At 57.4% G+C, this 24,005-nt stretch carries 22 protein-coding genes and 2 pseudogenes; 7 read left to right on the top strand and 17 right to left on the bottom strand.

Annotated elements, in window-relative coordinates:
- Positions 1–169 precede the first annotated feature (169 nt).
- Positions 170–397, top strand: a complete 228-nt coding sequence (locus AC1DU9_RS16905) for a YgdI/YgdR family lipoprotein (RefSeq protein WP_223457997.1) — start codon at positions 170–172, stop codon at positions 395–397.
- 137 nt (positions 398–534) lie between these two features.
- Entirely contained in the window at positions 535–1,212 is a 678-nt protein-coding gene (locus AC1DU9_RS16900; protein WP_223458189.1) for an MliC family protein, read from the top strand.
- A gap of 45 nt (positions 1,213–1,257) precedes the next feature.
- On the opposite strand, the gene AC1DU9_RS16895 is transcribed toward AC1DU9_RS16900, so the two are convergent.
- The 4 genes from AC1DU9_RS16895 to AC1DU9_RS16880 all read right to left on the bottom strand — a co-directional run bounded on the left by AC1DU9_RS16895 (position 1,258) and on the right by AC1DU9_RS16880 (position 5,075).
- Positions 1,258–2,343, bottom strand: coding sequence for a polyamine ABC transporter substrate-binding protein (locus AC1DU9_RS16895; protein ID WP_477810502.1), 1,086 nt, complete (start codon positions 2,341–2,343; stop codon positions 1,258–1,260).
- 71 nt (positions 2,344–2,414) lie between these two features.
- The gene (locus AC1DU9_RS16890; protein ID WP_223458001.1) at positions 2,415–2,756 is read right to left on the bottom strand and encodes a cupin domain-containing protein; all 342 of its coding nucleotides are present in this window, start codon (positions 2,754–2,756) and stop codon (positions 2,415–2,417) included.
- A gap of 46 nt (positions 2,757–2,802) precedes the next feature.
- Positions 2,803–4,209 (bottom strand): NAD(P)/FAD-dependent oxidoreductase, encoded by a 1,407-nt coding sequence (locus AC1DU9_RS16885; RefSeq protein WP_477810501.1) that lies wholly within the window; start codon positions 4,207–4,209, stop codon positions 2,803–2,805.
- 50 nt (positions 4,210–4,259) lie between these two features.
- Positions 4,260–5,075, bottom strand: coding sequence for a helix-turn-helix transcriptional regulator (locus tag AC1DU9_RS16880; protein ID WP_477810500.1), 816 nt, complete (start codon positions 5,073–5,075; stop codon positions 4,260–4,262).
- A 263-nt stretch (positions 5,076–5,338) separates the two neighbouring features.
- Here AC1DU9_RS16880 and AC1DU9_RS16875 point away from each other — a divergent pair, with 263 nt between their 5' ends.
- A complete protein-coding gene (locus AC1DU9_RS16875; RefSeq protein WP_218428094.1) occupies positions 5,339–5,611 on the top strand; it encodes a DUF1652 domain-containing protein in 273 nt (90 codons plus the stop codon).
- Between the two features lie 86 nt (positions 5,612–5,697).
- On the opposite strand, the gene AC1DU9_RS16870 is transcribed toward AC1DU9_RS16875, so the two are convergent.
- Complete coding sequence (locus tag AC1DU9_RS16870) at positions 5,698–8,172, bottom strand: UvrD-helicase domain-containing protein (RefSeq protein WP_223458007.1); 2,475 nt, start codon at positions 8,170–8,172, stop codon at positions 5,698–5,700.
- 279 nt (positions 8,173–8,451) lie between these two features.
- Here AC1DU9_RS16870 and AC1DU9_RS16865 point away from each other — a divergent pair, with 279 nt between their 5' ends.
- Positions 8,452–9,147 carry a pirin family protein gene (locus AC1DU9_RS16865; RefSeq protein WP_223458009.1) on the top strand — a complete coding sequence of 232 codons (696 nt, stop codon included), beginning with the start codon at positions 8,452–8,454 and terminating at the stop codon, positions 9,145–9,147.
- A gap of 187 nt (positions 9,148–9,334) precedes the next feature.
- On the opposite strand, the gene pgm is transcribed toward AC1DU9_RS16865, so the two are convergent.
- The 4 genes from pgm to AC1DU9_RS16845 form a co-directional block, all read right to left on the bottom strand.
- Positions 9,335–10,981: a phosphoglucomutase (alpha-D-glucose-1,6-bisphosphate-dependent) gene (gene pgm, locus AC1DU9_RS16860; RefSeq protein WP_223458011.1), complete on the bottom strand. Its 1,647-nt coding sequence runs from the start codon at positions 10,979–10,981 to the stop codon at positions 9,335–9,337.
- 116 nt (positions 10,982–11,097) lie between these two features.
- A complete protein-coding gene (locus tag AC1DU9_RS16855) occupies positions 11,098–12,498 on the bottom strand; it encodes an aminotransferase-like domain-containing protein (protein ID WP_223458013.1) in 1,401 nt (466 codons plus the stop codon).
- Between the two features lie 40 nt (positions 12,499–12,538).
- Positions 12,539–14,029 (bottom strand): hypothetical protein, encoded by a 1,491-nt coding sequence (locus tag AC1DU9_RS16850; RefSeq protein ID WP_223458015.1) that lies wholly within the window; start codon positions 14,027–14,029, stop codon positions 12,539–12,541.
- A gap of 562 nt (positions 14,030–14,591) precedes the next feature.
- Entirely contained in the window at positions 14,592–15,614 is a 1,023-nt protein-coding gene (locus AC1DU9_RS16845; RefSeq protein ID WP_223458017.1) for a zinc-dependent alcohol dehydrogenase family protein, read from the bottom strand.
- 269 nt (positions 15,615–15,883) lie between these two features.
- Here AC1DU9_RS16845 and AC1DU9_RS16840 point away from each other — a divergent pair, with 269 nt between their 5' ends.
- Positions 15,884–16,798, top strand: coding sequence for a LysR family transcriptional regulator (locus tag AC1DU9_RS16840; protein WP_477810499.1), 915 nt, complete (start codon positions 15,884–15,886; stop codon positions 16,796–16,798).
- Positions 16,799–17,071: 273 nt separating this feature from the next.
- Positions 17,072–17,707 (top strand): LysE family translocator, encoded by a 636-nt coding sequence (locus AC1DU9_RS16835; RefSeq protein ID WP_477810498.1) that lies wholly within the window; start codon positions 17,072–17,074, stop codon positions 17,705–17,707.
- A 47-nt stretch (positions 17,708–17,754) separates the two neighbouring features.
- Here AC1DU9_RS16835 and AC1DU9_RS16830 read toward each other — a convergent pair.
- A pseudogene (locus AC1DU9_RS16830) lies at positions 17,755–18,207 on the bottom strand (methyl-accepting chemotaxis protein); the annotation flags it as partial.
- On the opposite strand from AC1DU9_RS16830, the gene AC1DU9_RS16825 reads away from it, so the two are divergent.
- Positions 18,200–18,445 carry a hypothetical protein gene (locus AC1DU9_RS16825; RefSeq protein ID WP_477810515.1) on the top strand — a complete coding sequence of 82 codons (246 nt, stop codon included), beginning with the start codon at positions 18,200–18,202 and terminating at the stop codon, positions 18,443–18,445. The pseudogene AC1DU9_RS16830 and the gene AC1DU9_RS16825 sit on opposite strands and share 8 nt — an antisense overlap.
- On the opposite strand, the pseudogene AC1DU9_RS16820 reads toward AC1DU9_RS16825, so the two are convergent.
- From AC1DU9_RS16820 to AC1DU9_RS16790, 7 genes and pseudogenes are all read right to left on the bottom strand, one after another.
- Positions 18,408–18,923 (bottom strand): annotated as a pseudogene (locus AC1DU9_RS16820) (Lrp/AsnC family transcriptional regulator). The gene AC1DU9_RS16825 and the pseudogene AC1DU9_RS16820 sit on opposite strands and share 38 nt — an antisense overlap.
- Before the next feature lie 12 nt (positions 18,924–18,935).
- Entirely contained in the window at positions 18,936–19,697 is a 762-nt protein-coding gene (locus AC1DU9_RS16815) for an ABC transporter ATP-binding protein (RefSeq protein ID WP_115948015.1), read from the bottom strand.
- 53 nt (positions 19,698–19,750) lie between these two features.
- Positions 19,751–20,461: an ABC transporter permease gene (locus AC1DU9_RS16810; protein WP_115948016.1), complete on the bottom strand. Its 711-nt coding sequence runs from the start codon at positions 20,459–20,461 to the stop codon at positions 19,751–19,753.
- On the bottom strand, positions 20,458–21,186 hold the full coding sequence (locus tag AC1DU9_RS16805; protein ID WP_115948017.1) for an ABC transporter permease: 729 nt from the start codon (positions 21,184–21,186) through the stop codon (positions 20,458–20,460). Before AC1DU9_RS16805 ends, AC1DU9_RS16810 begins: the two co-directional genes overlap by 4 nt.
- A 52-nt stretch (positions 21,187–21,238) precedes the next feature.
- Positions 21,239–22,021, bottom strand: coding sequence for a transporter substrate-binding domain-containing protein (locus tag AC1DU9_RS16800; RefSeq protein WP_115948018.1), 783 nt, complete (start codon positions 22,019–22,021; stop codon positions 21,239–21,241).
- Positions 22,022–22,196: 175 nt separating this feature from the next.
- Positions 22,197–22,514 (bottom strand): DMT family transporter, encoded by a 318-nt coding sequence (locus tag AC1DU9_RS16795; RefSeq protein ID WP_115948019.1) that lies wholly within the window; start codon positions 22,512–22,514, stop codon positions 22,197–22,199.
- 139 nt (positions 22,515–22,653) lie between these two features.
- On the bottom strand, positions 22,654–23,856 hold the full coding sequence (locus AC1DU9_RS16790; RefSeq protein ID WP_177413285.1) for a trans-sulfuration enzyme family protein: 1,203 nt from the start codon (positions 23,854–23,856) through the stop codon (positions 22,654–22,656).
- Positions 23,857–24,005 lie beyond the last annotated feature (149 nt).

Genomic DNA, 24,005 nt, shown 5'->3' with positions numbered 1-24,005 from the left:
ACAGATATCAGTTCCACCCTGCCCGGTGCAATCGGAAAAGGATAAATGGCGCTGTAGGAATTTTTCCCGAGCAGTAGAACTTTCTGCCCCCCGGCGGCACCAACCGCCATAGAGGTGCAGTGATGGCCATCGAACTGATGGCGCTGCTTCAGAACCTATGGAGGTGATTATGGATATCAAGACTTTGGGCTCGCCCTTGGCGGTAGCGGCCCTGCTGACGCTGTCCGGTTGCTCGACCCCAACGGTGGTGACGCTGCAGAACGGCACTCAGTACCTGACTAAAGACATACCGAAGACCAAAACCCGAGACGGCTTCTTCGAGTTTGAGGACATTTCAGGTAAGAAGGTGAAAGTCAGGTCTGACGAAGTGGCGACAATTCGCAAAGAAGAAGACTGACGTTTCTCCTGGCACGATGTGGCAGGTTTCGAGCACTGCTTTACACTCGATAGACCCCGTGCGACCGGATGACTGTGCAACGCTTCGACACAGGCGTTGCAATACGGGCATCACGCAAAGACTCAGGTGACGCCGAAATGAAAATGGTCATGCCACTTCTTGCCTCTGTGCTCGCCGTCAGCGCGTGCGTGACGGCGAGCCTGTGTGACGCCGCTACGAAGGTAAAACCAAAACCAAAACCCTTGCCAACGTACAAAACCAGTTTCGATTGCGCCACGCCCCAGGCCTCCGCCGAAAAGCTTATCTGCCATGACGCTCAACTGGCGAGCATGGACCTGGAACTCAATCGTCTTTATCTGCTGGCGCTCACCGACGATCACTCAGTGCCGCGCCCGAATAAAGTCGAGATTGATCAGCGGTTCTGGCTTGAGTCCCGTAACCAGTGTGGCGGCGGGACTCAAGCCAAGGCGTGCGTCGTGCGAAGTTATGCCGAGCGTGCGTTCCAACTGCGCCAGGGCTCGGCCATTGCGAGAACCAAGGACCCAAGCCGACGCACCGAAGGCCCCGTTGCCTTCCATTGCGCAGGGTTCAGCCCGCTGATTGCCGCCACGTTCTTTACCGTCGAACCGGGCGTTGTGCTCCTGAAATGGGCGAACACCTCCATCACCCTGAACCAGGTGCCGAACGATTACGGAACCCAGTACACGGGCAAGGATTACAAAGGCAACTACAGCTTCTGGCAAATCGGCGATGACGTGTTTTTGCAGATACCCGGCTCAGGAAAGATGAATTGCGCAGCCGAGCCGGTCGGCTGAGGACGATGGCATCGGGACGTCCTGTCCCGATGGCCGCTCACCGCTTCAACTGCCGGTGCGAATCTTGTTCCACACTCGCGTACGCACCCGATCGATATTCAGAGGCATGGCCTCCAGCGCAAACAGCTTGCCCATCATTTCAGGACTTGGATAAACCTTGGTGTCGTTCTTGATCGCCGGGTCGATCAGGCTGTCGGCCGTCTCGTTGCCATTGGCGTAATGCACATAGTTGCTGACGCTGGCCATGACGTCCGGACGCAGCAGGTAATCCATGAAGGCGTAACCGGCCTTTTCGTCCGGAGCGTCGGCCGGCATGGCGACCATATCGAACCAGATCGCGGCGCCTTCCTTGGGAATCGAATAGCCGATCTCGATGCCGTTGTTGGCTTCCCTGGCGCGGTTTTCCGCTTGCAGGATGTCGCCGGAGAAACCGACCGCGACGCAGATGTCGCCGTTGGCCAGGTCACTGGTGTACTTGGACGAATGGAAATAGCTCACATACGGCCGCACTTTCAACAGCAGGGCTTCGGCCTTTTTGTAGTCTTGCGGGTTCTTGCTGTGAGGCGGCAACCCGAGGTAGTTCAATGCGGCCGGCAGCAGTTCGGGGCCGTTGTCGAGGATGGTCACGCCGCACTTCTGTAGTTTCTGCATGTTCTCGGGCTTGAAGATCAGGTCCCAGGAATCCACCGGGGCGTTGTCGCCCAGTACCGCTTTGACCTTGGCAATGTTGTAGCCGATGCCGGTGCTGCCCCACAGGTACGGGAAGCCATGCTCGTTGCCCGGATCGTTGGTCTGCAATGCCTTGAGCAATACCGGGTTGAGGTTTTTCCAGTTCGGCAACTGACTCTTGTCGAGTTTCTTCAGCGCTCCGCCTTCGATCTGCCGGGCCATGAAGTGGTTCGACGGAAACACCACGTCGTAGCCGGATTTGCCGGTCATCAGCTTGCCATCGAGGGTTTCGTTGCTGTCGTAGACGTCGTAGGTGAAGCCGATGCCGGTTTCTTTCTGGAAGTTTTTCGTGGTGTCCGGCGCGATATAGTCCGACCAGTTGTAAATCTTGACGGTGTCGGCTGCCTGGCTGATCGACGCAATCAGCATCAGCGGAGCGAGGGTCAGTGTCTTTCGGAGCATGAGTCGATTCCTGTAGGGGTTATTGTTGTTGGCAGGCAATCAAAGGATCAGCTTTCAAATTTCAAAAGCACTCAAAAAATCAGTACATAGGTCTTGCGCACGGTTTCCTGGATATCCCAGATGCCGAGGCTGTTGGCCGGCAACATCAATGCGTCACCGGCTTCCATGTGCAGCGGTTCACCGCCATCCGGGGTGAAGGTGCAGCGGCCCTTGATGAAGTGACAGAATTCCTGGGCGACGATCTGCCGCCGCCAGCGCCCGGGTGTGCATTCCCAGACGCCGGTCTCGACGCCGTCGTCGCGTTCGACGCTGGTGGTCGAAGCCACGGCCACGGGTGTACCCAGCGGCACGGCGACCGGATTGGACTCTTCCAGTTTCAGGGTTGCAGTGTTCTTGAATTGCGTGATGCTCATGGGAATACCTGTCGAAGTAGCCTTTTGATGAAAAGCGTGCCGTTTTTCAGTGCATGAAACCTTCCATGAAACCGGCAACCCCGCTGGCCAGCTTGCGCCGCCAGGGCGCGGTAGCCGGGTTGGCCAGGGTCTGGTCCTCATGGACAAAGCTGCGGATGATCGCGTTATAACCGAGCCAGCGGATGGGTTCGGGCTCCCAGGCCCTGAGCGCGTCGAGGCCGCGCTGCGCAATGACCCACGGCTGGCGCACCAGATCGGTGTCACGGCCCAGGATCAGGTCGGCCAGCGTCCGTCCTCCCAGGTTGCTGGCGCCAACACCCTCCCCGCCATAGCCACCGGACAAGGCAATGCCGTTGGCCTGGTCGCAGAGCATGTGCGGCTTGAAATGCCGGGACATGCCCAGGTTGCCGCCCCAGGAATGGGTGATTTTCACGTTCTTCAGCTGCGGGAACAGCTCACCGAACAGGTAGCGCCGCAGCTCTTTTTCATCCGTGGTCAGGTCGAAGTCGTGGCGCAGTTTGCCGGCAAACTGATAGCCGCCACGGGCGCCAAAGATCAATCGGTTGTCAGCGGTGCGCTGGCCGTAGGTCACCTGGCGACTGGCCTCGCTGAACGCCTGGCCGCGGCTCAGGCCGATTTCGTCCCAGGTGGCCGCCGACAATGGTTCGGTCGCGACGATCAGGCTCTGCACCGGCATCTGATAACGCCCCAGTGGCGGCAAGGTGACGGAGTAGCCTTCTACCGCCGGCACCACCCAGCGACTACGCACCGACGCTTTCGCCGTGCGCAGGGTGCCGGACTGCCAATGGGTGACCGGGCTGTTTTCATAGATTTTGACCCCCAGGCGCTCCACCACCCGGGCCAACCCGCGTACCAGTTTGGCCGGGTGGATGGTCGCCACGTGCGGCGCGTAGATACCGCCGTAGGGTTTGGCGATGCGGATCTGTTGCGCCAGTTGTTCCGGGTTCAGCCAGCGATAGTGGCTGTCGTTGAGGCCCTGGCGGTAGAGATCGTCCAGGTAGTGACGCAGGCTGGTCTCCTGCTCCGGATAGCGTGCGGCGCAATACAGCACCCCGCCTTTGCGGTAATCGCAGTCGATGCCCTCACGTTCGAGGACAGTCTCCACTTCATCCGGAATGTGATGCAACAAATCGTAGGAGGCGCGGCGTTCTTCGGCCGACAGATTGGCCAGCAGGCGATCTTCACCCAGCAAGTTGCCCATCAGCCAGCCGCCATTGCGCCCCGACGCTCCGAAACCGGCGGTCTGCGCTTCGACAATCGCAATGCTCAGGTCCGGTTTGTGTTGCTTGAGGTAGTACGCTGTCCAGAGACCGGTGTAGCCCGCGCCGATGATCGCCACGTCCACATCCAGGTCCCGCTCCAGCGCCGGACGCGCCAATAGAGGCTCGTCGAGCTGGTCCATCCACAAACTGATAGTGCGCCACGCCGGCATGCAAGACTCCACCACTCAAACTTCGATGGCGTCGATCCTAGTGCGTGGGCTCAGGGGCTGTCTTGCGCGCGTGCACGCAAAGAAATTTGTTTGACGTAGGCCTTGGGTGACTGGCCGGTGTGCTGGCGGAAGCAGCTGTAGAACGCCGACAGCGAATTGAATCCGGCAGCGAAGGCCAGCTCATCGATACGCAGCGGCGGCGTGGCGGCATCCAGCGCCGCGAGCAAGTGTTGCAGGCGCGCCTGGTTGACGTAGCGGTAGAAGCTCTGCCCCAGCACCTGGTTCAACAAGTAGGAAATCTGATTGCGGCTGTACCCGCACTCCTTCGCCACCCGTTGCAGATCGAGCTCCGGGTCTAGATACGGCTGCTGACCCTGGAAATACTGCTGCAGGTCCTCGGCCATGAAGCTCAACTGGCGAGGCGACAGGCCGAGCCGGCTGACCGCCGGGCGCTGGTTGCCGGACGTTTTGCTGCCGGGTTGTTCGTGCACCAATGAAGCATATTCATTGACCCGCCAGATCAGCCCGTCCTTGACGCTAATCGCTTCGCTGGCGCGGAACGACACCAGCCCTTCACCGCCGCRCAAGGTGATGCGGTATTGAATGAATGCGGTGTTGCCGTCCAGTCGTATGCGGTCGGAATGTTCCAGCGCTTCATCCGGATCCCGGGGCATGCTGCTGCGCACGTACTCGCGCAATTGGGCCAGGCCCATGACCCGGTTCTGGAAAAAGTCGTTGTACTGGACTTCAGGGTGATAGAGCGCCATGACGCCATCCAGATCCCGGTGCTTCCAGCGCAAGTGATAGCGCATGACCGTCTCGCCCGTGGCCTGGGTTTGCAGGGGGCCATCATCATCGGCGTGCATTGAAAATCTCGACGGGAAAACCCTGAGCTTGCCCAACTTGCGCTTGGTCTTCAACGACTAAACGGATGAAGGCTTCTGGCCGCAAATGCGTACGAGCGTGACTGAATCAAAAAAATGGCGACAATCGCCAAATGGCCTGAAAAACCCCCACTCTTTTCACATCCGGATGCTACTTTTAAACATTGTCACTGGTTGAACCAATGAAGGTTCTTCCCTCCTACCATGAGCTAAGGGAAGCGCTCGATAATGAAGGCGGGTAACACATGAATAGAGGGTTCAGTAAGGTCACGTTTCCAAACGCCTGCCAGCTGATGCGCTGGCATTTTCATCCCATGGGTTTCGAGGCGAGCATGGACGCCCCGGGCAGCATGATTGCCCGTCTTTTTGATCGTGCCACTGGCGAGACCATGATCGCCATTGCCGGTATTCCTTGCGCCACCGTCATGAATGCTGCAGATGTAGAACTGATAATCGAAGCGGTGGAGGATGAACTTGAAGCTTTCGTTCCACCAGAAGCGTTCAGGAGTTATGCCTGAAGGCTCAGTTATAAGAAAGCCCACTTTAAGTGGGCTTTTTGTTGAGCGCTGTTCTCTGTAGGAGCTCGCTCCTACAGAGTGCCGATTCAGACGGTGATTTGGCTTTCACGATGGTCGACAAAAAACGCCTTGCCCTTGCCGATCCGGTCGGAGGCCTTGGGCATGTTAGCGGCCTGGGTGTCTTGCGCATCGACGTACCAGTAGCAATGGCTGACAGCGCGGGTAATACCCACATAGGCCAGCCGCAGGATCTCGTCCTTCTGGGCGTTGTCGTAGGGTTCGCTGTCACCGGCCTTGCCCAGGCCCGCCATCCGGTACACCTGATTCTTGTAAGGCGAACAGGTCAGGTGCTGGCAGTCGCCCAGCAGGAACACCGCATCGGCCTGGAGGCCCTTGGCGCTGTGATAGGTCAGTTGCTTGAGCCTGCGAGCCTCATGCGGCAAGCTCGAATCAACATTAACTACCGACTGAATATGCTCTTCTATCAATGACTTATCGCTGCTTTTTCGATAAAGCATCAAGATCGAATCACCCTTTCGGTAATGCTCCATCAGGCGCCGGGCCATGCCTTGGTCATCACGATCGAGCACGTTCACCGGCAGCAATGCCTTGGGTTCGCCGCTGGCCTTGGCTTTCTTCCCGGCAATCGCCGGTGCAGCGCGCACGATGTGCTCGGCGGCATCGATGATGTGCTGGTGGCTGCGGTAGTTGTCGCTGAGCATGACCTTGGTGGTGCTCGGCGACGGGAACTCCTTGTTGAACTCCATGAAGTAGGTCGGCGAACTGCCGCGCCATCCATAGATGGATTGCCAGTCATCGCCCACACAAAGCAGCGAGGAACGCTGGGCTCCACGTCCTACGTGCATGGCCGGTCCGCGACTGCGAATCTCTGCCAGGCTGGCCCTGATCCAGGAGACGATTTGCGGCGAGACATCCTGAAATTCGTCGATCATCAGGTGCGACAGCGGCCGCAGCAGTTCATCGCCGAGCAGTTTGAGGTTCTCCGGCGAATGCTCGCTGAACAGGGCAAACATCCGGTTGTAGGTCATGATCGGCGGTTTCTGATCGAGCAAGTGATCTTCCAGCGCTCGCCAGAAAAGGCTCAAGGCCTCGAAGAAGAATCGGTCGGGATCGTCCTTGGCGAAACTCATCTGGCCCACAGCGCCCGGCACATCCAGCCCGAGGTTTTCGATGAACCCGGCAGCGGCGACAAAGCAATCGAGCAACGGCGCAGAAGCGAGCTCGCCCTTGACCTTGTAATCGAAGCCCGGCCCGGCGCTGGCATCACCGGCAAGTGAGGCCAAAACACGTTTTGATGATTCGTAACTATCGAGCCATATCAATGGCTTACGGCAGAAAGCTTGAAACAGGGTGCGCTTTACTGCCCACTCTGCGCGCACCGTCAGCTTGGCGTTTGGCCGCGTGACCTGCGGGTTTTCCCGAGGGTCGAACCCCAGCACCACCCAGGCATCCAGGGACGGGATGTAGCCGTGACAATGGAATGTCGAACCGTTGATATCGAAGGACTGCCGATTCGGTTCGATACCCTTGATCGGCCAGGCACTGGCCCGAAACCACAGGTCTTCAATGACGTCGCACAGTTCTTCATCGCGTTTGGCCGCCAGTTCGGTAACGCCCATGCGTTTCTGCACATCCGGGTGGTCCCGCTCCAGCTCCTTGAGTTGCAAGGCATGCCGGGACAATGGCTTGATCAATTCACGAAAACGCTCATCGTCGCGGTGCAGGCGGTGATAGCAGGCGTTGAGCTGTTGGCGTTGGGCGTCGTTGATCCGCAGATCGAACGGGTTGCTGTCGACCTCCTCGTCACCTTGTGCAGACCGCAGGCTGAGGTTCTCGAAAGCCTGCAAACGCTCGAAACCTGGAAGACTGCGCACCATCGGCAGGATCCGCGAGTGAAAGGTGCGCACCAGATCCCGCGCCTCCTTGAAACTGATTGCGCGACCCCAGAGCGCAAACAGTTCGATCAGCTTGTTGATGAAATCCTTGCGCGACTCACGGGTGAAGGTCACCACCGTCATCGAACTCAGCTCGAAGCCCAGGTAATGGCTCAGCAGCAGGATACGCAGCACCAGCGTGGTCGATTTGCCCGCACCGGCACCGGCGATCACCGAGGTGGACGGCGTGTCGCTGAAGATCATTTTCCACTGGGCGGCGCTGGGTTGGGCATGGGCTGGCAACAATCGGGCGACATCTGCCTTCATGCGCTTCTTCAATTCAGCGTTCAATGGCAGGCGCCAATCGTCGAACAACAGGTCATCGACATTCGGTGGCCGGTGTTCAGTGGCGCGCGAGTCGCGGATCAGCAGGACCTGTCGACCCTCCTCCAGTCCTTCGAGCTTGCCTTCCTTGTAGCCGTAATCGACCCCGGCGCTATGGCCACTGCGAAAACCGTCAGCCTGGCCGTGCAACCACGATGCTCGGTGCTGGGCATGCAGGCGGGTCAGGCTGTAACCGAAGAATCGGGCGAGCAATCGCTTGATCAACGGCATCTCGGCCAAGGGACGAAGTTCAGGAGGAAGATCGGGGGTGTGTTGCGGCACGCGGGCTGACTCCAGGGTGTGAGGCTGTTGAGCGCTATGGTGTCTGCATTTGCCGTCGAGTTCTAGTCAATTGCTTATCACTCATTGGCTTATGCGATGAAGTGAAGGTTGAATGAGAAAATTTCGAGGTAGTTTTATATCAATCGATTCGATTGGAATGCTGCATTTTTTACGCTTTTTATCGATTGTTGCCTGTTGGATGATGGCCGTCATCACTCACCGGTCTCGCTTCGTGGCCCAGGCGCTTCGCCCCATGACGAACCTTTTCTGGAGACGATCATGCTTGAACTCAGACCTTTCAACTCGCTCGGCGGCGCTCACCACGGCTGGCTGGATGCGCACCATCATTTTTCGTTCGCCGAGTACTACGATCCCAAGCGCATGAACTGGGGCAACCTGCGGGTCTGGAATGACGACGTGATCGCCCCCGGCACCGGTTTCCCACAACACCCACACCGGGACATGGAAATCATCACCTATGTCCGCGAAGGCGCCATCACCCACCAGGACAACCTTGGCAACAAGGGCCGCACCGAAGCGGGCGATGTCCAGGTCATGAGTGCAGGCACCGGGATCGCCCACAGCGAGTACAACCTGGAAGCGACGCCGACCAGGATTTTCCAGATCTGGATCATCCCGAACGAATCCGGCCTGGCGCCGTCCTGGGGCGCCAAGCCGTTCCCGAAAGGCGAGCGCGAAGGTTTTGTCACCCTGGCCAGCGGCAAGGAAGGCGACGACCAGAGTTTGCGCATCCGCGCCGATGCCCGGCTGGTAGCCGCCAATCTGAAGGCTGGCGAGTCTGCCGAATACCATTTGGACAACGGTCGTCGTGCATACCTGGTGCCGGCCACCGGGGTCATTGAAGTCAATGGCTTGCGTGCACAAGCTCGAGATGGTGTGGCGGTTGCTGACGAGCAAGTGCTGCGGGTGACGGCCATCGAGGACAGCGAGATCGTTCTGGTGGACCTGGCCTGATCCGCTGGGCAAATCGCAAAAAAAGGGGCGACCGTGTTGGTCGCCCCTTTTTTGTTCTACCTGGGTAACTCCTGAAAGTCGTGCCCCTGTGGGAGCGAGCTTGCTCGCGATAGCGGTGTGTCAGACACATCAATGTTGAATGTACTGACGTCATCGCGAGCAAGCTCGCTCCCACAGGGTTGTGTGTTTATTTCGAGGAAATGGCCCCATCCACCAGCGTTTGCGCCTCGGCAACAAGCCGCTTGAGGTGGTCGTCACTGACGAAGCTTTCGGCGTAGATCTTGTAGATGTCTTCGGTGCCCGACGGACGCGCCGCGAACCAGCCGTTTTCGGTCATGACCTTGAGACCGCCAATGGCCTGGTCATTGCCCGGCGCGTGGCTGAGGATATTCTGGATCGGTTCGCCAGCCAGTTGGGTCGAGGTGACCTGTTGCGGCGACAACTTGCTCAGCAGTGCTTTCTGTTCCGGGTTGGCCTTGGCGTCGACCCGCACCGAGAACGGCTCACCCAGTTCATCGGTCAAGGCACGATACGCCTGGCTCGGGTCGCGACCGGTACGGGCAGTCATCTCGGCGGCCAGCAGGGCCGGAATCAAACCGTCCTTGTCGGTGCTCCAGACGCCGCCGTCCTTGCGCAGGAACGAGGCACCGGCGCTTTCTTCACCGCCGAAACCGAGGGATCCATCGAACAGGCCGTCGGCAAACCATTTGAAGCCGACCGGCACTTCGTACAGGCGACGACCCAGGCGCCTGGCCACGCGATCGATCAAGCCGCTGCTGACCACGGTTTTACCCACGGCGGCATCGGCGCGCCATTGCGGCCGGTTCTGGAACAGATAGTCGATGGAAACGGCGAGGTAGTTGTTCGGCGCAAGCAAACCGCCGGACGGCGTGACGATGCCATGACGGTCGTGGTCCGGATCGCAGGCAAACGCCACGTCGAAACGTTCTTTCAGGCCGATCAGGCCTTGCATGGCGTGGCCGGACGATGGGTCCATGCGGATCTGGCCGTCCCAGTCGACGGTCATGAAACGGAAGGTCGGGTCGACCTCTTTGTTCACCACATCCAGGTCCAGACGATAATGCTCGGCAATCGCCGACCAGTAGCGCACCCCCGCTCCACCCAGCGGATCGACACCCAGGCGTAGCTTGGCATCGCGGATGGCGTCGAAGTCGATCACGTTGATCAGGTCGGCGACATAGGTGTTGAGGTAATCGTGACGATGGGTGGTGCTGGCCTTCAATGCCTGCTCGTAGCCGATGCGCTTGACGCCAGCGAGCTTGTTGGCCAGCAGTTCGTTGGCTTTGGCTTCGATCCACTTGGTGATGTGGGTATCGGCCGGACCACCGTTGGTTGGGTTGTACTTGTAGCCACCGCTTTGTGGCGGGTTGTGGGAAGGCGTGATGACAATGCCGTCCGCCAGGCCGGTGGTGCGACCACGGTTGTAGCAGAGGATCGCATGGGAAATGGCCGGGGTCGGCGTGTACTCGTCGCCAGCGGCGATCATCACGGTCACGCCGTTGGCCGCCAGTACTTCGAGGGCGCTGGCGCCGGCCGGCGTGGACAGCGCGTGGGTGTCGATGCCGACAAACAGCGGGCCATCGATGCCTTGAGCTTCGCGATACAGGCAGATCGCCTGGCTGATCGCCAGCACGTGCCATTCGTTGAAACTCAAGTCGAACGAGCTGCCGCGGTGCCCGGACGTGCCGAAAGCAACGCGCTGGGTCGAAATAGCGGCATCAGGCTGGCCGGTGTAATAGGCCGTTACCAGTCGCGGGATATCGACCAACAATTCTGCCGGTGCCGGTTTACCCGCAAAAGGACTGAGTGTCATGCAAAACCTCTGGAATAGAGTGGTTCAGGAATTGGGTCGCAGTTTACTGGCAGTTCGTCCGCAACGCGATGGGATCGATCCAATAGAATGAAGGGTGTTATTTTTTGTCTCATCACTCACTCGATTGATTCCAGACGCAGCGCATCCCCCAACAAGCCCAGTGCGGCAGCCAGGTTGTGATCACCGCCGAAGGTATGACTCAAACGCAAATGCTGCCCGTGCAGACCGTGGAGGCTGAACAGTTCCCCCGGCGCGATGACCACTTGATGCGCCAGCAGGCGCTGGAACACACGACGTACGTTGACCCGACGCAAGGAGCGCACCCAGATCGTTGCACCGCCTTGCGGCTCGACGAAATGCAAGGCATCACCCAATCGCTCCTGCAACAACTGGGTCATTTGACTCTTGCGTTCCTTGAGCAGCCGGCGCAGCACCAGCAGGTGTTGATCGATGCGACCGCTGCTGTACAAGCGGGCGATGGCTTTCTGGCGAATCGGCGAGAGACGAAAGGAGCGCAGCAGAAAGTGCCGTTGCAGCTCAGCGCTCAAATGCCTTGAAAGCAGGTAGCCGTAGGGCGCTTCCGGACCGATGATTTTCTCGAACGTGGAAAACACCATCAGCCGTTCAGGGTCCAGCAAGTCGCGAAAGCGCACACCTGCAAGGTCGAATCCGAGTTCGCCATAACAGTCGTTTTCCAGCACCCAACTGTCATGCGCGGCCAACAGCCGGGCAATGGCTTGCCTGTTTTCGTCAGACGCCAGGCTGCCACGGGGCATGTTCAGGGCCGACGACAGCATCACCAGCATTACCGGTTCGGTATCCAGCAGCGTTTTGAGCCGCTGCGTATCCAGGCAACCGTCGGCTTGTACGGGCAACTCGATCACCCGCACGCAGGCGGCTTGAAACAGACGCAGGATCGTCCAGTCGCACGGCGATTCGACCACCACGGTGGCATCCTTCAAGCCCAGCACGGCGATCAGGATTTCCAGTACACCGCGAAGGTCGGCGCCGATGTAGACATCATCGGCATGCCAGTAACGCATCGGAGACGTGGTGTAGCGTGCAGCCAGGGCGGTGCGCAATTCGAGCTCGCCACAGGGTTGCGAAGACGACTGCGGCTGTCGAGGATACTGGCGCAGCAATTCTCGCTCCAGCAGCAACAAAGGACTGTCGAGTGGCTGCAGCAGCGCCGGTTCATCGGCGCTCAGGACCAGCATCCCCGGACGCCTGGCATTGACGTAGACGGCTTCCAGCAGGTCGCTGCCGCTGTCCAGCAGGCTGATTGAGGACACCGGCAACGCGTAGTAACCGGACTTGGCCACCGAATAGACGCGCCCCTCTTTCTCCAGCAGTGAATAAGCGTACTGAATGGTCGAGATCGACACATTGAGGCGCTCCGCCAGATGCCGCAGCGACGGCAGGCGGATGGGCGAATCCCCTTCAGATTCGTTGATCAGGCTGTCCAGGTATCGATAAACCGCCTGATAGGCGAAATCCGTTTCTCGTGGACCTTTCATGGATGAAGGCCGGCCGCACTGGCTGAAAATCCGCCCACGTTCAGTGACCCGCCGACCATTCATCCACCAACGTGATATCAGCGCCAGGATCGCCCAGCGCATTTTGCAGCGCGCCCGTCTGGATCAGTGCTTGAGGCGCCCTGCCAGCGCTTCCTGGCGCCCACTCCATGCGATAAAGCCGGCCAATCAGGCTGACGGGCAATCCGCTGACATCCATCATCCATTGCATGATCTGTTCGGCGACCGGGTGCCCCTGCATGGCCCGGTGCAACTCGGGCATGGCCACCAACATGCCCGGATGGCACTGACGCAGAAAACGCTCGAGCCCTGCACCTCTTTCGATAAAAGGCGCAAAAAGCAGGCACACCAGTTGTGCTTCGCTCAGGCCCAGGTTCCTTTGCGCCTCGGCCGCCGCCCGGGCGCGCCGCTCGTTCAGTGTCGCCGGGTTGCCGAAGAGCTCGATGGCCTGCTCGCACAAACGCTCAGGCAAGTGCTTGCGGCGCATCATCACCAAGGCGCGTTGCAGGTATTGCGCAACGCCGGACTCGTAATCRCGACCCTGCACGAAGCTCGCCTGCAACCCCCGCACGTGCGCCGAGATCGACGGGCTGACGAATTCGTTGTCACTGATCTGCGCGAACAGTTCGTCAGGCTGGAATCGGAGAAACTCCGTCAGCAATGGCCAGCGCTCTTCCAGGTTACTGACCAGCAGGTCGTGAATATCGATGCAGGCCGTACGACGACAGGTCTCAAAGCGCTCTTGTGGACGCCATCGGGCCTGGCCGTAATCGGCGTAGAACGCGTGATAGCAGTCGCTGCCCAGTTCATCGAGCAGTGCAAACAACCCCGAAAAACCGGCCTCGCCCCCGTATGAAGGCGTGAGCCCTGCCTTGGTGGCGGCACGTTTCAAACCGTCGATGAACTGCTTTTGCTGACGCAACGTATCACCGATCAGCAAGGCGTCTACACCACCGTCCCAGCGGGCGATTTGTCCGTAGAACTCTCCCGTGGCCAGATAACCGTCATCCCACAGGTCGAACCCGCCGCGCCACGCCCGGCGATGGCCGATCATCAACAGGTTCAGGCGGCTGGACTCGCGACCGGCGTCGGAGATCGGCGCCAGGTGGTTGAACGGCAAGACTTCGCGATCATCGACCATCAACACCTCGACCCGGGGATCGTCATAGACAAACAATGCGCTGTTGGTCCGGTGCATGTTCTCCACGGCCGCGCAGCTTGCCCCGTTCAACCGCAACGAGGCGATGCGCAACTGGAATGTCGCCGGCGCCCGCGTGGCGATGATCAACTGCGCGGCACGCAACAATGCCAGGGTGTAGCAGTTGTCACGGGCCCCGGACTGGATCGCCAACACCTTGTAATCGCCAATGCGCTCCATGCCCCCCGCCGCTACCGCCAGGCGCTGAATCAACAATTGCAATGCGGTGCGTTCGGCACGGGAGAAAAACCCCAGCAATCGCTGCAGCACTTGTTGATAGACATAGTTCATCGCTTGGTCATGGATGCTGGTCATCTTTATTTACCTGATACTCGTAAGTTCAATATCGCGCAGACAGCAAATCCCGTTGGACTGTCTGCACGTATGGAGTCATGGACTTTATTGCCAAATGCTAGCACTTGAATTTTCTGGTGATCATTTGCAACGTTCGCAGCGCCCCCTCGGTTTAACGACGCAGGTGAAGCTGTAGTGCCCAGCCGGCAAGGGTTTTCTCGATTTAAATCGCAGTCCTAGGAAACGTCCGACAATGTCCCACAGACACTTAACACAAGAAATAAAGAAGGAAGTTGTCGCTGTCTTTTTGGCAACTACACAACAACACGCTAGTTTGGAGATGTGCACCGACGGCGCACATTGAAAAGATTCAGCCTGACACCCAGTCATGACTCATTCCTTGAGATGAAAGTAATCATTCAATTATCAGGGCTTAGTGGCTGATTAGAAGCTACAGATTACGAGCAAAAACCAGTTCAGTTGCTGGGCTGGCCTGCGGGTCGACGGCTTTTTGGGGAGGGGGGGACTGAAACGAAAGAGTCCGCATGGGCACGGACTCTTGGATTGGCTATTACGGCGATTGTTATGCCGGTTCGACCTGCAGCGCCACCCTTTCGCGACACGGGCATTCGTCCATGTAGCGGTGCGCTTCGACAAACTCGGCAAACGGGAAGACCCGAGTCTTGAGCGGCAGCAGAACGCGGTCGGCAGTCATCTGATTGATGTCGCGCAAGGCACGTTGCAGTGCGACCTGGTCCTGGGTGATGCCCAGTTCCGGCTTGCCAGTGAAGTTGCCGATGCAGTGTACGAAGAACTGAATGTTTTTCTGGAACGCTGCGCAGGCCGGGAAAGGCGTCTGGTTGCCGCCTTGCAGGCCGTACAACACCAGGCTGCCGCGAGGTGCCAACACATCGCCAAGCAACGACATCTGCGGGCCGCCCAAACCATCGAATACCACATCCACGCCGCGGTTATCGGTGATCTTGTTGATTCGTACCAGCAGATCTTCTTCCTCGGTGACGATGACTTTCTCGGCACCCAGCGACAGCAGATACTCACGCTCGTCTGCTGACTTGGTCGCGGCGATCACTCGAACACCCAAGGCCTTGCCCAGTTGTACAAACGAAGGTCCGGCGCAATGACTGGCGTCGGTCACCAGGGCAAACTGCCCGGGTTTGACCCGTGCCAGATCCGCATAAGCGAAATAGGCAATCAACAACGGCGTGTAGTGCACGCTGGCTTCAATCGGGCTGAGCACATCCGGGTAGCGGGTCAGTGCCGAGCGCGGCAGAACGATCAGCTCGCCGTAGACCGGGTAATCGTTCGGGCTTTCGGCCGGGAAACTGGCAACCTTGTCACCGATGGCCAGGTCTTCCACGCCATCGCCGACGGCGGTGACGATACCGGCCATTTCATGACCAAGGCCTGAAGGCAGGCGAGCATGGGACGAGGCCAGGTTCTGGCGCCAAAGAATGTCATACCAACTGATGCCGATCGCTTCGACGCGCACCTGCACTTCGCCCGGTGCAGGCAGAGCCGCCGCATGCTCTTCGCATTTGAGCACCTCGGCTGGACCAAACTTGTGAAAACGGATCGTGCGGGACATCGCAAACCTCGCCAATTGAACCTCTAATGCCTTGAACTCTAGCTGGGCTTTCAACCCAASACYATCWGTGGCTATTAATAGTCGACATGCCTGTCATTGATTCCGCAGCGGCGGCAATTTCGTGAAATGTTGTAGGAAACTGGAGCCGCTTTTGCAGGAAATCTGAATTACCCGGTGCAGAGTACCAGCCTTTCCCCGTAATATTCCTGCTGGCCATTGTTCTCATATGGCCGCTCACGTCAAGTTTGCTGACTCTGCCAGGACTCCAGATGAATCGTAATGACCTGCGTCGTGTCGACCTGAACCTGTTGATCGTTTTCGAAACATTGATGCACGAACGCAGCGTGACCCGTGCTGCGGAAAAACTGTTCCTCGGCCAGCCGGCCATCAGTGCGGCGCTCTCGCGCCTGCGCGGCTTGTTCGATGATCCTTTGTTTGTGCGTACCGGCCGCAGCATGGAGCCGTCCGCCCGGGCGATCGAAATTTTCGCCCTGCTGTCGCCGGCACTGGATTCGATTTCCACGGCCGTCAGCCGTGCGGCCGAGTTCGATCCTGCCACAAGTACCGCCGTGTTCCGCATCGGCCTTTCGGACGATGTCGAGTTCGCCTTGCTGCCCATGCTGCTCAAGCGCCTGCGTGCCGAATCGCCGGGGATTGTGCTGGTGGTGCGCAGGGTCAACTACATCCTGATGCCGGGGATGCTGGCGTCCGGGGAAATTTCCATCGGCGTCAGCTACACCACCGACCTGCCGGCCAATGCCAAGCGCAAAGTATTGCGCCGCAGCCAGCCGAAGCTGTTGCGTGCCGACACCGTCCCGGGGCCGTTGAGCCTGGATGACTACTGCGCTCGCCCCCATGCACTGGTGTCGTTCGCCGGCGACCTCAGCGGTTTTATCGATGAAGAACTGGAAAAACTCGGGCGCAAACGTCATGTGGTGCTCGCCGTGCCGCAGTTCAACGGGTTGAGCACCCTGCTCGCGGGCACCGACATCGTGGCTAYGGTGCCGGACTACACGGCCGATGCACTGACGGCGGCTGGCGGTGTACGGGCAGAGGACCCGCCGTTGCCGGTGCGCAGCTTTGAACTGCATATGGCCTGGCGCGGGTCGCAGGATAACGATCCGGGAGAGCGCTGGCTGCGGTCGCGGATTCAGATGTTCTTTGGCGACCCTGAGAGTCTTTGAAAGGGGGCTGGCGCCTTATTATTCAAGGTGCGTAAGCTGGATTTAGCGCCATACAAAAGTCCACTGCTTCCGATCAATGACCCGGGCTACCCCAGCGCCTCTTTTGGGGGCGTTATTGGGGGCAAACACTGTGTACTAAAAAAGTTGCCCCCAACATAGAGACCCCAAGAATACACTAGCGGCGAGTGGCTGAGATTTGGGCAACTGACGGAATGACGTGCACGCTACAAACACTTAATCTGCTGACTGGCATGTATCGTCAAGGGGCTACCAATGTCGTTTGATCTCCACCACCTCCTGCTTGTATTCACCGCCTACATCGTGGGAGCAGCAAGCCCTGGCCCCAGCAACATGCGCATCATGGGCGTAGCCATGCACCAGGGCAGAAAACCTGCGCTTGTGCTGGCAGCAGGTGTAATCAGTGGTTCTTTTTTCTGGGGATCGATGGCCGCCACGGGCGTATCAGCCATTCTGGCCCAATACGCGCAGGCGCTCTTCGCCCTCAAAATAGTCGGAGGGATTTACCTGCTTTTCCTCGCCATCAAAGCTGGCCGCTCCGCCCTCAACCCTGACGAGCGCCTTCAAAAAGAACTGGCTGGCGCACCAACGGTTTCGGGCTTTGGCCTTTACCGGCGCGGCCTGCTTATGCACCTCACAAACCCGAAAGCGCTGCTGGGTTGGATCGCAACCATGACCCTGGGGCTGGGGCCACACGCGACGCCTGGAACAATTGTGATTATCCTGGCTGGCTGCGCCGTACTGAGCGTCACTATCTTCTGCAGCTATGCGATCATCTTCTCCACTGCACCGATGATTCGAGGTTATCGCCGGGCACGCCGATGGATCGAAGGCGCCCTGGGGTTAGTCTTCGGCGCCGCGGGTATAAAGCTGCTGTTCTCAYGCGCTTGAATCCATGACATCGCTCGCGGTTTGTCTGGAGTGCGCCGTGCTACGTCCTAAGTTCGAAAACCATCCACCAACTGCTTGAGTCGCGTGGCTTGTCGCTCAAGCTCGTCATAGGCAAGCAAGGTAGCCTGGAGATTTTCCACGCCTTCCTGGTTGAGGGTTTTGATCTTGGTGATGTCAACGTTTAACGAATCTATGACCGCAGTCTGCTCTTCCGTGGCAGTCGCCACCGACTGATTGATGCCGTCAATGTCGCCGATGCGCTGAGTGACACTGCCCAGTCGCTCACTTGCCTGGTTGGCGATAATCACGCCGTCCTGACTGTAGCGCTCACTCTCTCTCATAGTGGAGACCGCCTCACGGGCGCCCACCTGAAGCTCTTCAATCATCGTGTGGATTTCCTGGGCTGACGTCTGAGTACGGTACGCCTGGCTACGAACCTCGTCGGCTACCACGGCAAAACCACGACCGGCCCCGCCCGCCCGTGCAGCTTCGATGAACGCTGCTTGCCGTGATTTTGCTCATTTCTTCAAGGTGGTTTTCAAKATTGCTGCGGATGGTTTTGCACTGGATCGAATCGTTGTACAGCGTAAAGAGGGTAAACGCAGCGACAACAACGAGCGACGCAGCAAGCAGTACCTTATGACTGAACTTCAGGTTGGCAATCATCCTGTTTTTCCGAAGGCCGGGAGTGTTGTAGTTGTTATTCGATACCAAGATGCGTCGATGATTGCTCGATGACGGCCAACTCTGGATAGGCTGCCAGTTTCTCGATATGCAGTTCAGTACTCTCCAACCGGCGTTCAGTGAGTGAGCGGAAATGCTCCATATCCCGGCAGCGCATGCGCAGACAGTAATCCAGCGCACCACTGATGAGCTGACACTCAATGACCTGCGAGCAAGCACCGACTAAAGCTTAAAACACCTTTTGCGCGCTGCCCCCCTTACCCTCAGCCAATCCAACCAGCACCAGCACCAGCACCAGCAGAGATATACCAGGAGAGAGCTTGCGCGCGTCGATGAAGGCACCGTAACCGCGAATGATCCCGAGCCTTTCCAGCTTACGTACACGTTGCTGGCAAGGGCTCTCACTCAAGTGCACAAGTGAGGCGAGCTTTTTATAAGTGATGCGCCCGCTGTGGCGCAGCACATCAATAATTGCCTCGTCGACACGCCCCAAAGTTTCAAAAGTCCCCAGGGCCTTACTTCCAGTCTTCATAGGGAAGGTTTTTCACTTCAGTCCATTGGACAGAAATTGCTGTAGACGCTCGCTGCGCGGGTTATCCAGAATTTCTGGCCCGCCCTGCTCTTCGACAAGGCCTTGATGAAGAAACAACAGTTGGTTCGAAACCTTGCGGGCAAAACCCATTTCATGGGTCACCATGATCATGGTCCGACCTTCTTCAGCAAGCCCTTGGATGACTTTGAGCACTTCGCCCACCACTTCAGGGTCGAGTGCCGATGTAGGTTCGTCGAACAGCATGACTTCAGGCTCCATCGCGAGTGCACGAGCAATGGCTACCCGTTGCTGTTGACCACCTGAGAGAAACGCAGGGAATTGATCGGCAACACGGGCTGGCAACCCTACTTTTTCCAAATATCGCCGGGCACGATCTTCCGCGTCTTTTTTGCTGACACCCAGCACGCGGCGCGGAGCAATGGTGATGTTGTCCAACACGGTCATGTGGCCCCATAGGTTGAAGTGCTGGAACACCATGGCCAGGCGGGTGCGCAATCGTTGCAGCTCACGGTCATCCGCCACGCGCAGTCCCAAATGGTTTTTAACCATGCAAATYGGCTTGCCATCCAGACTCATGGCGCCGTCGTTGGGCGTTTCGAGGAAATTTATGCAACGCAGGAAAGTGCTTTTTCCGGAACCACTGGCGCCAATCAGGCTGATCACGTCGCCGGTTTTGGCGTGCAGGGAAACGCCCTTGAGTACTTCATGGTTACCGTAACTTTTGTGTAGCCCGTCAACAGTCAATTTGTACATGTTCGCAATCATCCTCTACAGCGGATCGGGAGCATCAATGTCAGATAAAAGGCTCAGTGAGCCGGACCCAGAAAAGCCAGCCAATGACGCTCGGCGATTCGAAACACGCCGACCAGCGCAAAGGTCACCGCCAGGTAAATCAGTGCGGCAATCCCGAACGATTGAAAGGTCAAAAAGGTCGCTGAATTCGCGTCACGCGCGACTTTGAGAATGTCCGGCACAGTCGCGGTGAACGCCACCGTGGTCGAGTGCAGCATCAGGATGACTTCGTTGCTGTAATACGGCAGCGAGCGACGCAAGGCTGACGGCATGATCACAAAGGCATAGAGCTTCCAACCTGAGAGGCCGTAAGCTTTCGCAGCCTCAACCTCGCCATGGGCAATGTTGCGAATAGCACCAGCAAATATCTCTGTGGTGTAGGCGCAAGTATTCAGGGCGAAGGCCAGGATGGTGCAGTTCATCGCATCACGAAAGAACGCATCAAGCGCAGGCTGCGCACGTATTGCAGCCAAGCTATAGATACCGGTGTAGCAGATCAGCAACTGGATATAGAGCGGCGTCCCTCTGAACAGGTAGGTGTAAAACTGCACCGGCCAGCGCACATAAAACCTGGGCGACACTCGAGCGATGGACAGTGGAATCGACACGATAAAGCCGATGAACAGTGAGGCACTGAGCAACCACAACGTCATGGCCAGACCGGTTATCTGCTGACCATCGCTGAAGAAGAAAGGCCTCCAATACTCCTGCAAAAGCTCGATCATCGCACCGCCTCCCGTGAACCCACCGCGTAGCGCCGCTCAAGTAAGCGCAGGACAAGATTTGAAAGGCTGGTGATGACGAGGTACGTCAATGCAGCCAGCACCAGAAAGAAGAATAATTGGTAGGTGCTTTTCCCCGCATCCTGGGCGGCTTTCACCAAGTCAGCCAGACCGATGATCGACACCAGCGCGGTGGCTTTTAGAATCACCATCCAGTTGTTGCCAAGCCCCGGCAAAGCGAACCGCATCATTTGCGGGAACATCACGAAGCGAAAACGCTGAGTACGACTTAACCCATAAGCAGTAGCGGCTTCGACCTGACCACGGGGCACTGCCAGCATTGCGCCACGGAACGTTTCGGTGAAATAAGCGCCGTAGATGAATCCAAGGGTGATAATCCCGGCGACAAAGGGGTTGATCTCGATGTACTCCCAACCCAGAGCGACTGTGAGGACCGTCAGCCAGGTTTGCAGGCTGTAGAAAATCAATAACATCAGTACAAGATCCGGCACCCCCCGAATCAGTGTGGTGTAGAGCTGCGCTGGCAAACGCAGCAGCTTGAGGCTGGAAAGTTTGGCGCTGGCCCCGATCAGCCCCAGCAGTACGCTGAGCGCAAGGGAAGACAGGGACAGCTTGACGGTCATCCAGGCGCCTTCGAGCAGTAAAGGACCGAACCCTTTCAGGCTGAATGCAGAGAATCCCAGCGCGCCTAATAGTGTTTCGAACATGATCAACAACCTATAGCGATAAGCGCCCATCCTGCGGACGAGCGCCGGGTGGTTATTTGCCGCTGTAAAGATTCAGATCGCCGAAATGTTGCTTCTGGATCGAATCATAGGTGCCATCTTCGTGTAAGGCCCGGATCGTTTTATCCAGCACCGCCTTGAGCTCTGCATTGTCTTTGGCGATGCCGATGGCTGTTTTGGAGGGAAGATAGGGGCTCTCAACGGACCGGCTGATTTCGTAATCAGCGCCCTGCGGCGAGCTGATAAAACCCAACTGAGCTTGCAACGTGTCCTGGAGGGATGCATCCAGCCGTCCCGCTACAAGGTCGTAATACACCTGATCCTGGTTCTGATAGGACTGAGTTTTTACGCCGGCTTTGTCCAGAACGGCTTTTGCGTAGGCTTCCTGGATGCTGCCCTGAAAGTAACCGACCGTTTTGCCTTTGAGTGATGCCGCATTTTCGCTCAGGCCCGAACCTTTCTTGAACACATAGGAGGTGAATCCGGAAAACAGCTCATTTGAAAAGTCGATGGCTTTTTCGCGCGCGGGGGTCACGGTCATGGATGAGAGAATGCCGTCAAACTTGCCGGCTTTGAGGCCTGGTATCAGGCCATCAAAATCGCTTTCAACCCATATGCATTTGGCTTGCAGCTTCGCACAAATCGCGTTGCCCAAATCAATATCAAATCCTTTGAGGCTGCCATCAGCCGCCTTGGACTCAAACGGCGCGTAGTTAGCGTCCACGCCAAAACGCAACGTGGTGTATTCCTTGGCCGACACTGCGTTCGTGCACAACGCAAAGAGCATTATCAAATACAGTTTTCTTAGCGAAATCATAAGTACATCCCTAGATTTTGTAGTTGGATTTAAGGGCAGTAAACATCTGATAGCGTTGAAACGTTACTTTCATTGTTATTGGCTGAAGCCATCGCCTCGCCTTAAACACTACCTGAGTGCCGCGACTTAACGAATATGGCAAATTGATCGATATCACGAGCAAAATGCTCGCCGCTCAAGCAGACACCAACTTCATCATCAACAAACCACTGACAATCAAAGTGGCGGCCACAACGCGCAGCAGACTGGCAGGTTCATCCAGGAAAAACATACCCGCTGCGAATGCTCCCACCGCGCCAATACCGGTCCAGATAGTGTACGCCGTGCCCAGCGGCAAGCTTTTCATAGAGAACGAGAGCAGCGCAAAACTGGCTATCACTGTAATAAATGTAATAACCGTCGGTACTAATCGCGTAAAACCCTCCGACTGTTTCATCGAAAACGCCCAGATAACTTCAAGTATTCCCGCAATGATCAAACTTACCCAAGCCACAAGCCTCTCCCAAAACGCAAGCGAACAGACGATTGGCCTTTAATAGGGCTAACCTGTTAACTTGCTTAAAAAGACCCCCGCAAGCACGGGGGTAAAGACGGGTTGACCAAACCCTGGTTGCGTGACGCCTGTATTTAAATCACCTGAATGTTGCATCCAGCGCGAACGTAATATCCTTGATCAAGTCTTCCGGATCTTCCAGCCCGACTGAAAAACGCAAATGACCGTATTTACGGAACTCTTCGGGATACTTGTCAAAGCCACCCCGACCTTCTGCGCCCACATGCACAATCAGCGATTCGTCATGCCCTAATGAAACGGCCGAAGTGATGATGCGCAGATTCGAAACAAACCGGTTCTGCGTATCAGGGTCGCCCTTCACCGCGAAGGCCATCACCGCCCCATATCCCTTGCCTGCAAATTGCCGGCGCGCCAACTCATGCTGCGGGTGTGAAGGCAATCCAGGGTAGTAGACGTAAGCAATACGATCATCGGCATCAAGAAACTGAGCCAGTTTTTCAGCTGTGTTCAACAGTTGCTTCAGACGCAGGGGCAGCGTGACGGAACCGCGCATGATCATCCACGCATTGAAGGGAGAAATCGTCGCACCAAGATCAACCAACGCATCATTTTTGATCTTGTTGATCAGCTGATTGGAGCCGATCACAACGCCGCCCATGGCATCGCCATGGCCATTGATGTACTTGGTCAATGAGTGAACGACGAAGTCGACACCGTGCTCACTCGCACGAAAGAATGGAGGTGGGGTGAACGTTGCATCTACTGAGATCAATGCGCCGTGCGCATGGGCAATCTCAGCCAGCGCTGCAATATCTGCGATTTTGGTAGTCGGGTTGGCGATCGTTTCGGTATGGATCAGTTTAGTGTTGGGTCGGATGGCTTGACGGACCGATTCCAGATCACCGACGTCTACAAACGTCGCTTCGATCCCGTAACGTTCGGGCAGGAGTTCTGCGAAGAGTCGCCAAACGGCTTGGTAGGTGATGTCGCTGACGATGACGTGGTCGCCACTTTTCAAGAAAGAAAAAAACACCGAATGCAACGCGGCGACACCGGTAGCGAATACCACTGCATCTTCACAACCCTCGAGGGCTGCGAGTTTCTTCTCCAGACAAACCTGGTTATGGCCTTGATTTCGCGTATACACAAGGCCGTCTGGACTCGACCAGTCCATGGTTGCCGGATCTTCGGGCAAGAGATAGGAGTTAGCCATTACCAATGGAGTACGGACGGCACCGCTGGTGACATCCGCGACATTCCCGCCATGAACTGCCAGCGTCGCTGCAGATAATGTTGATAGGTTGTGCTTATCGGGACGCATGTCGATTCCTCTGATTTTATTGTTGTGTCATTCGTCGTGAACTCGAACGATTTGTTTAGCTTCCACTCACACCGTTAATGCAAATAACCTTGGGTTGCGTCATATCTTCGTAGGCGAAACGCACACCTTCACGCCCCATGCTCCCGCTG

The organism is Pseudomonas sp. P4_C1, from assembly GCF_056402155.1.
This window is presented reverse-complemented; position numbering and strand designations above follow the sequence as displayed.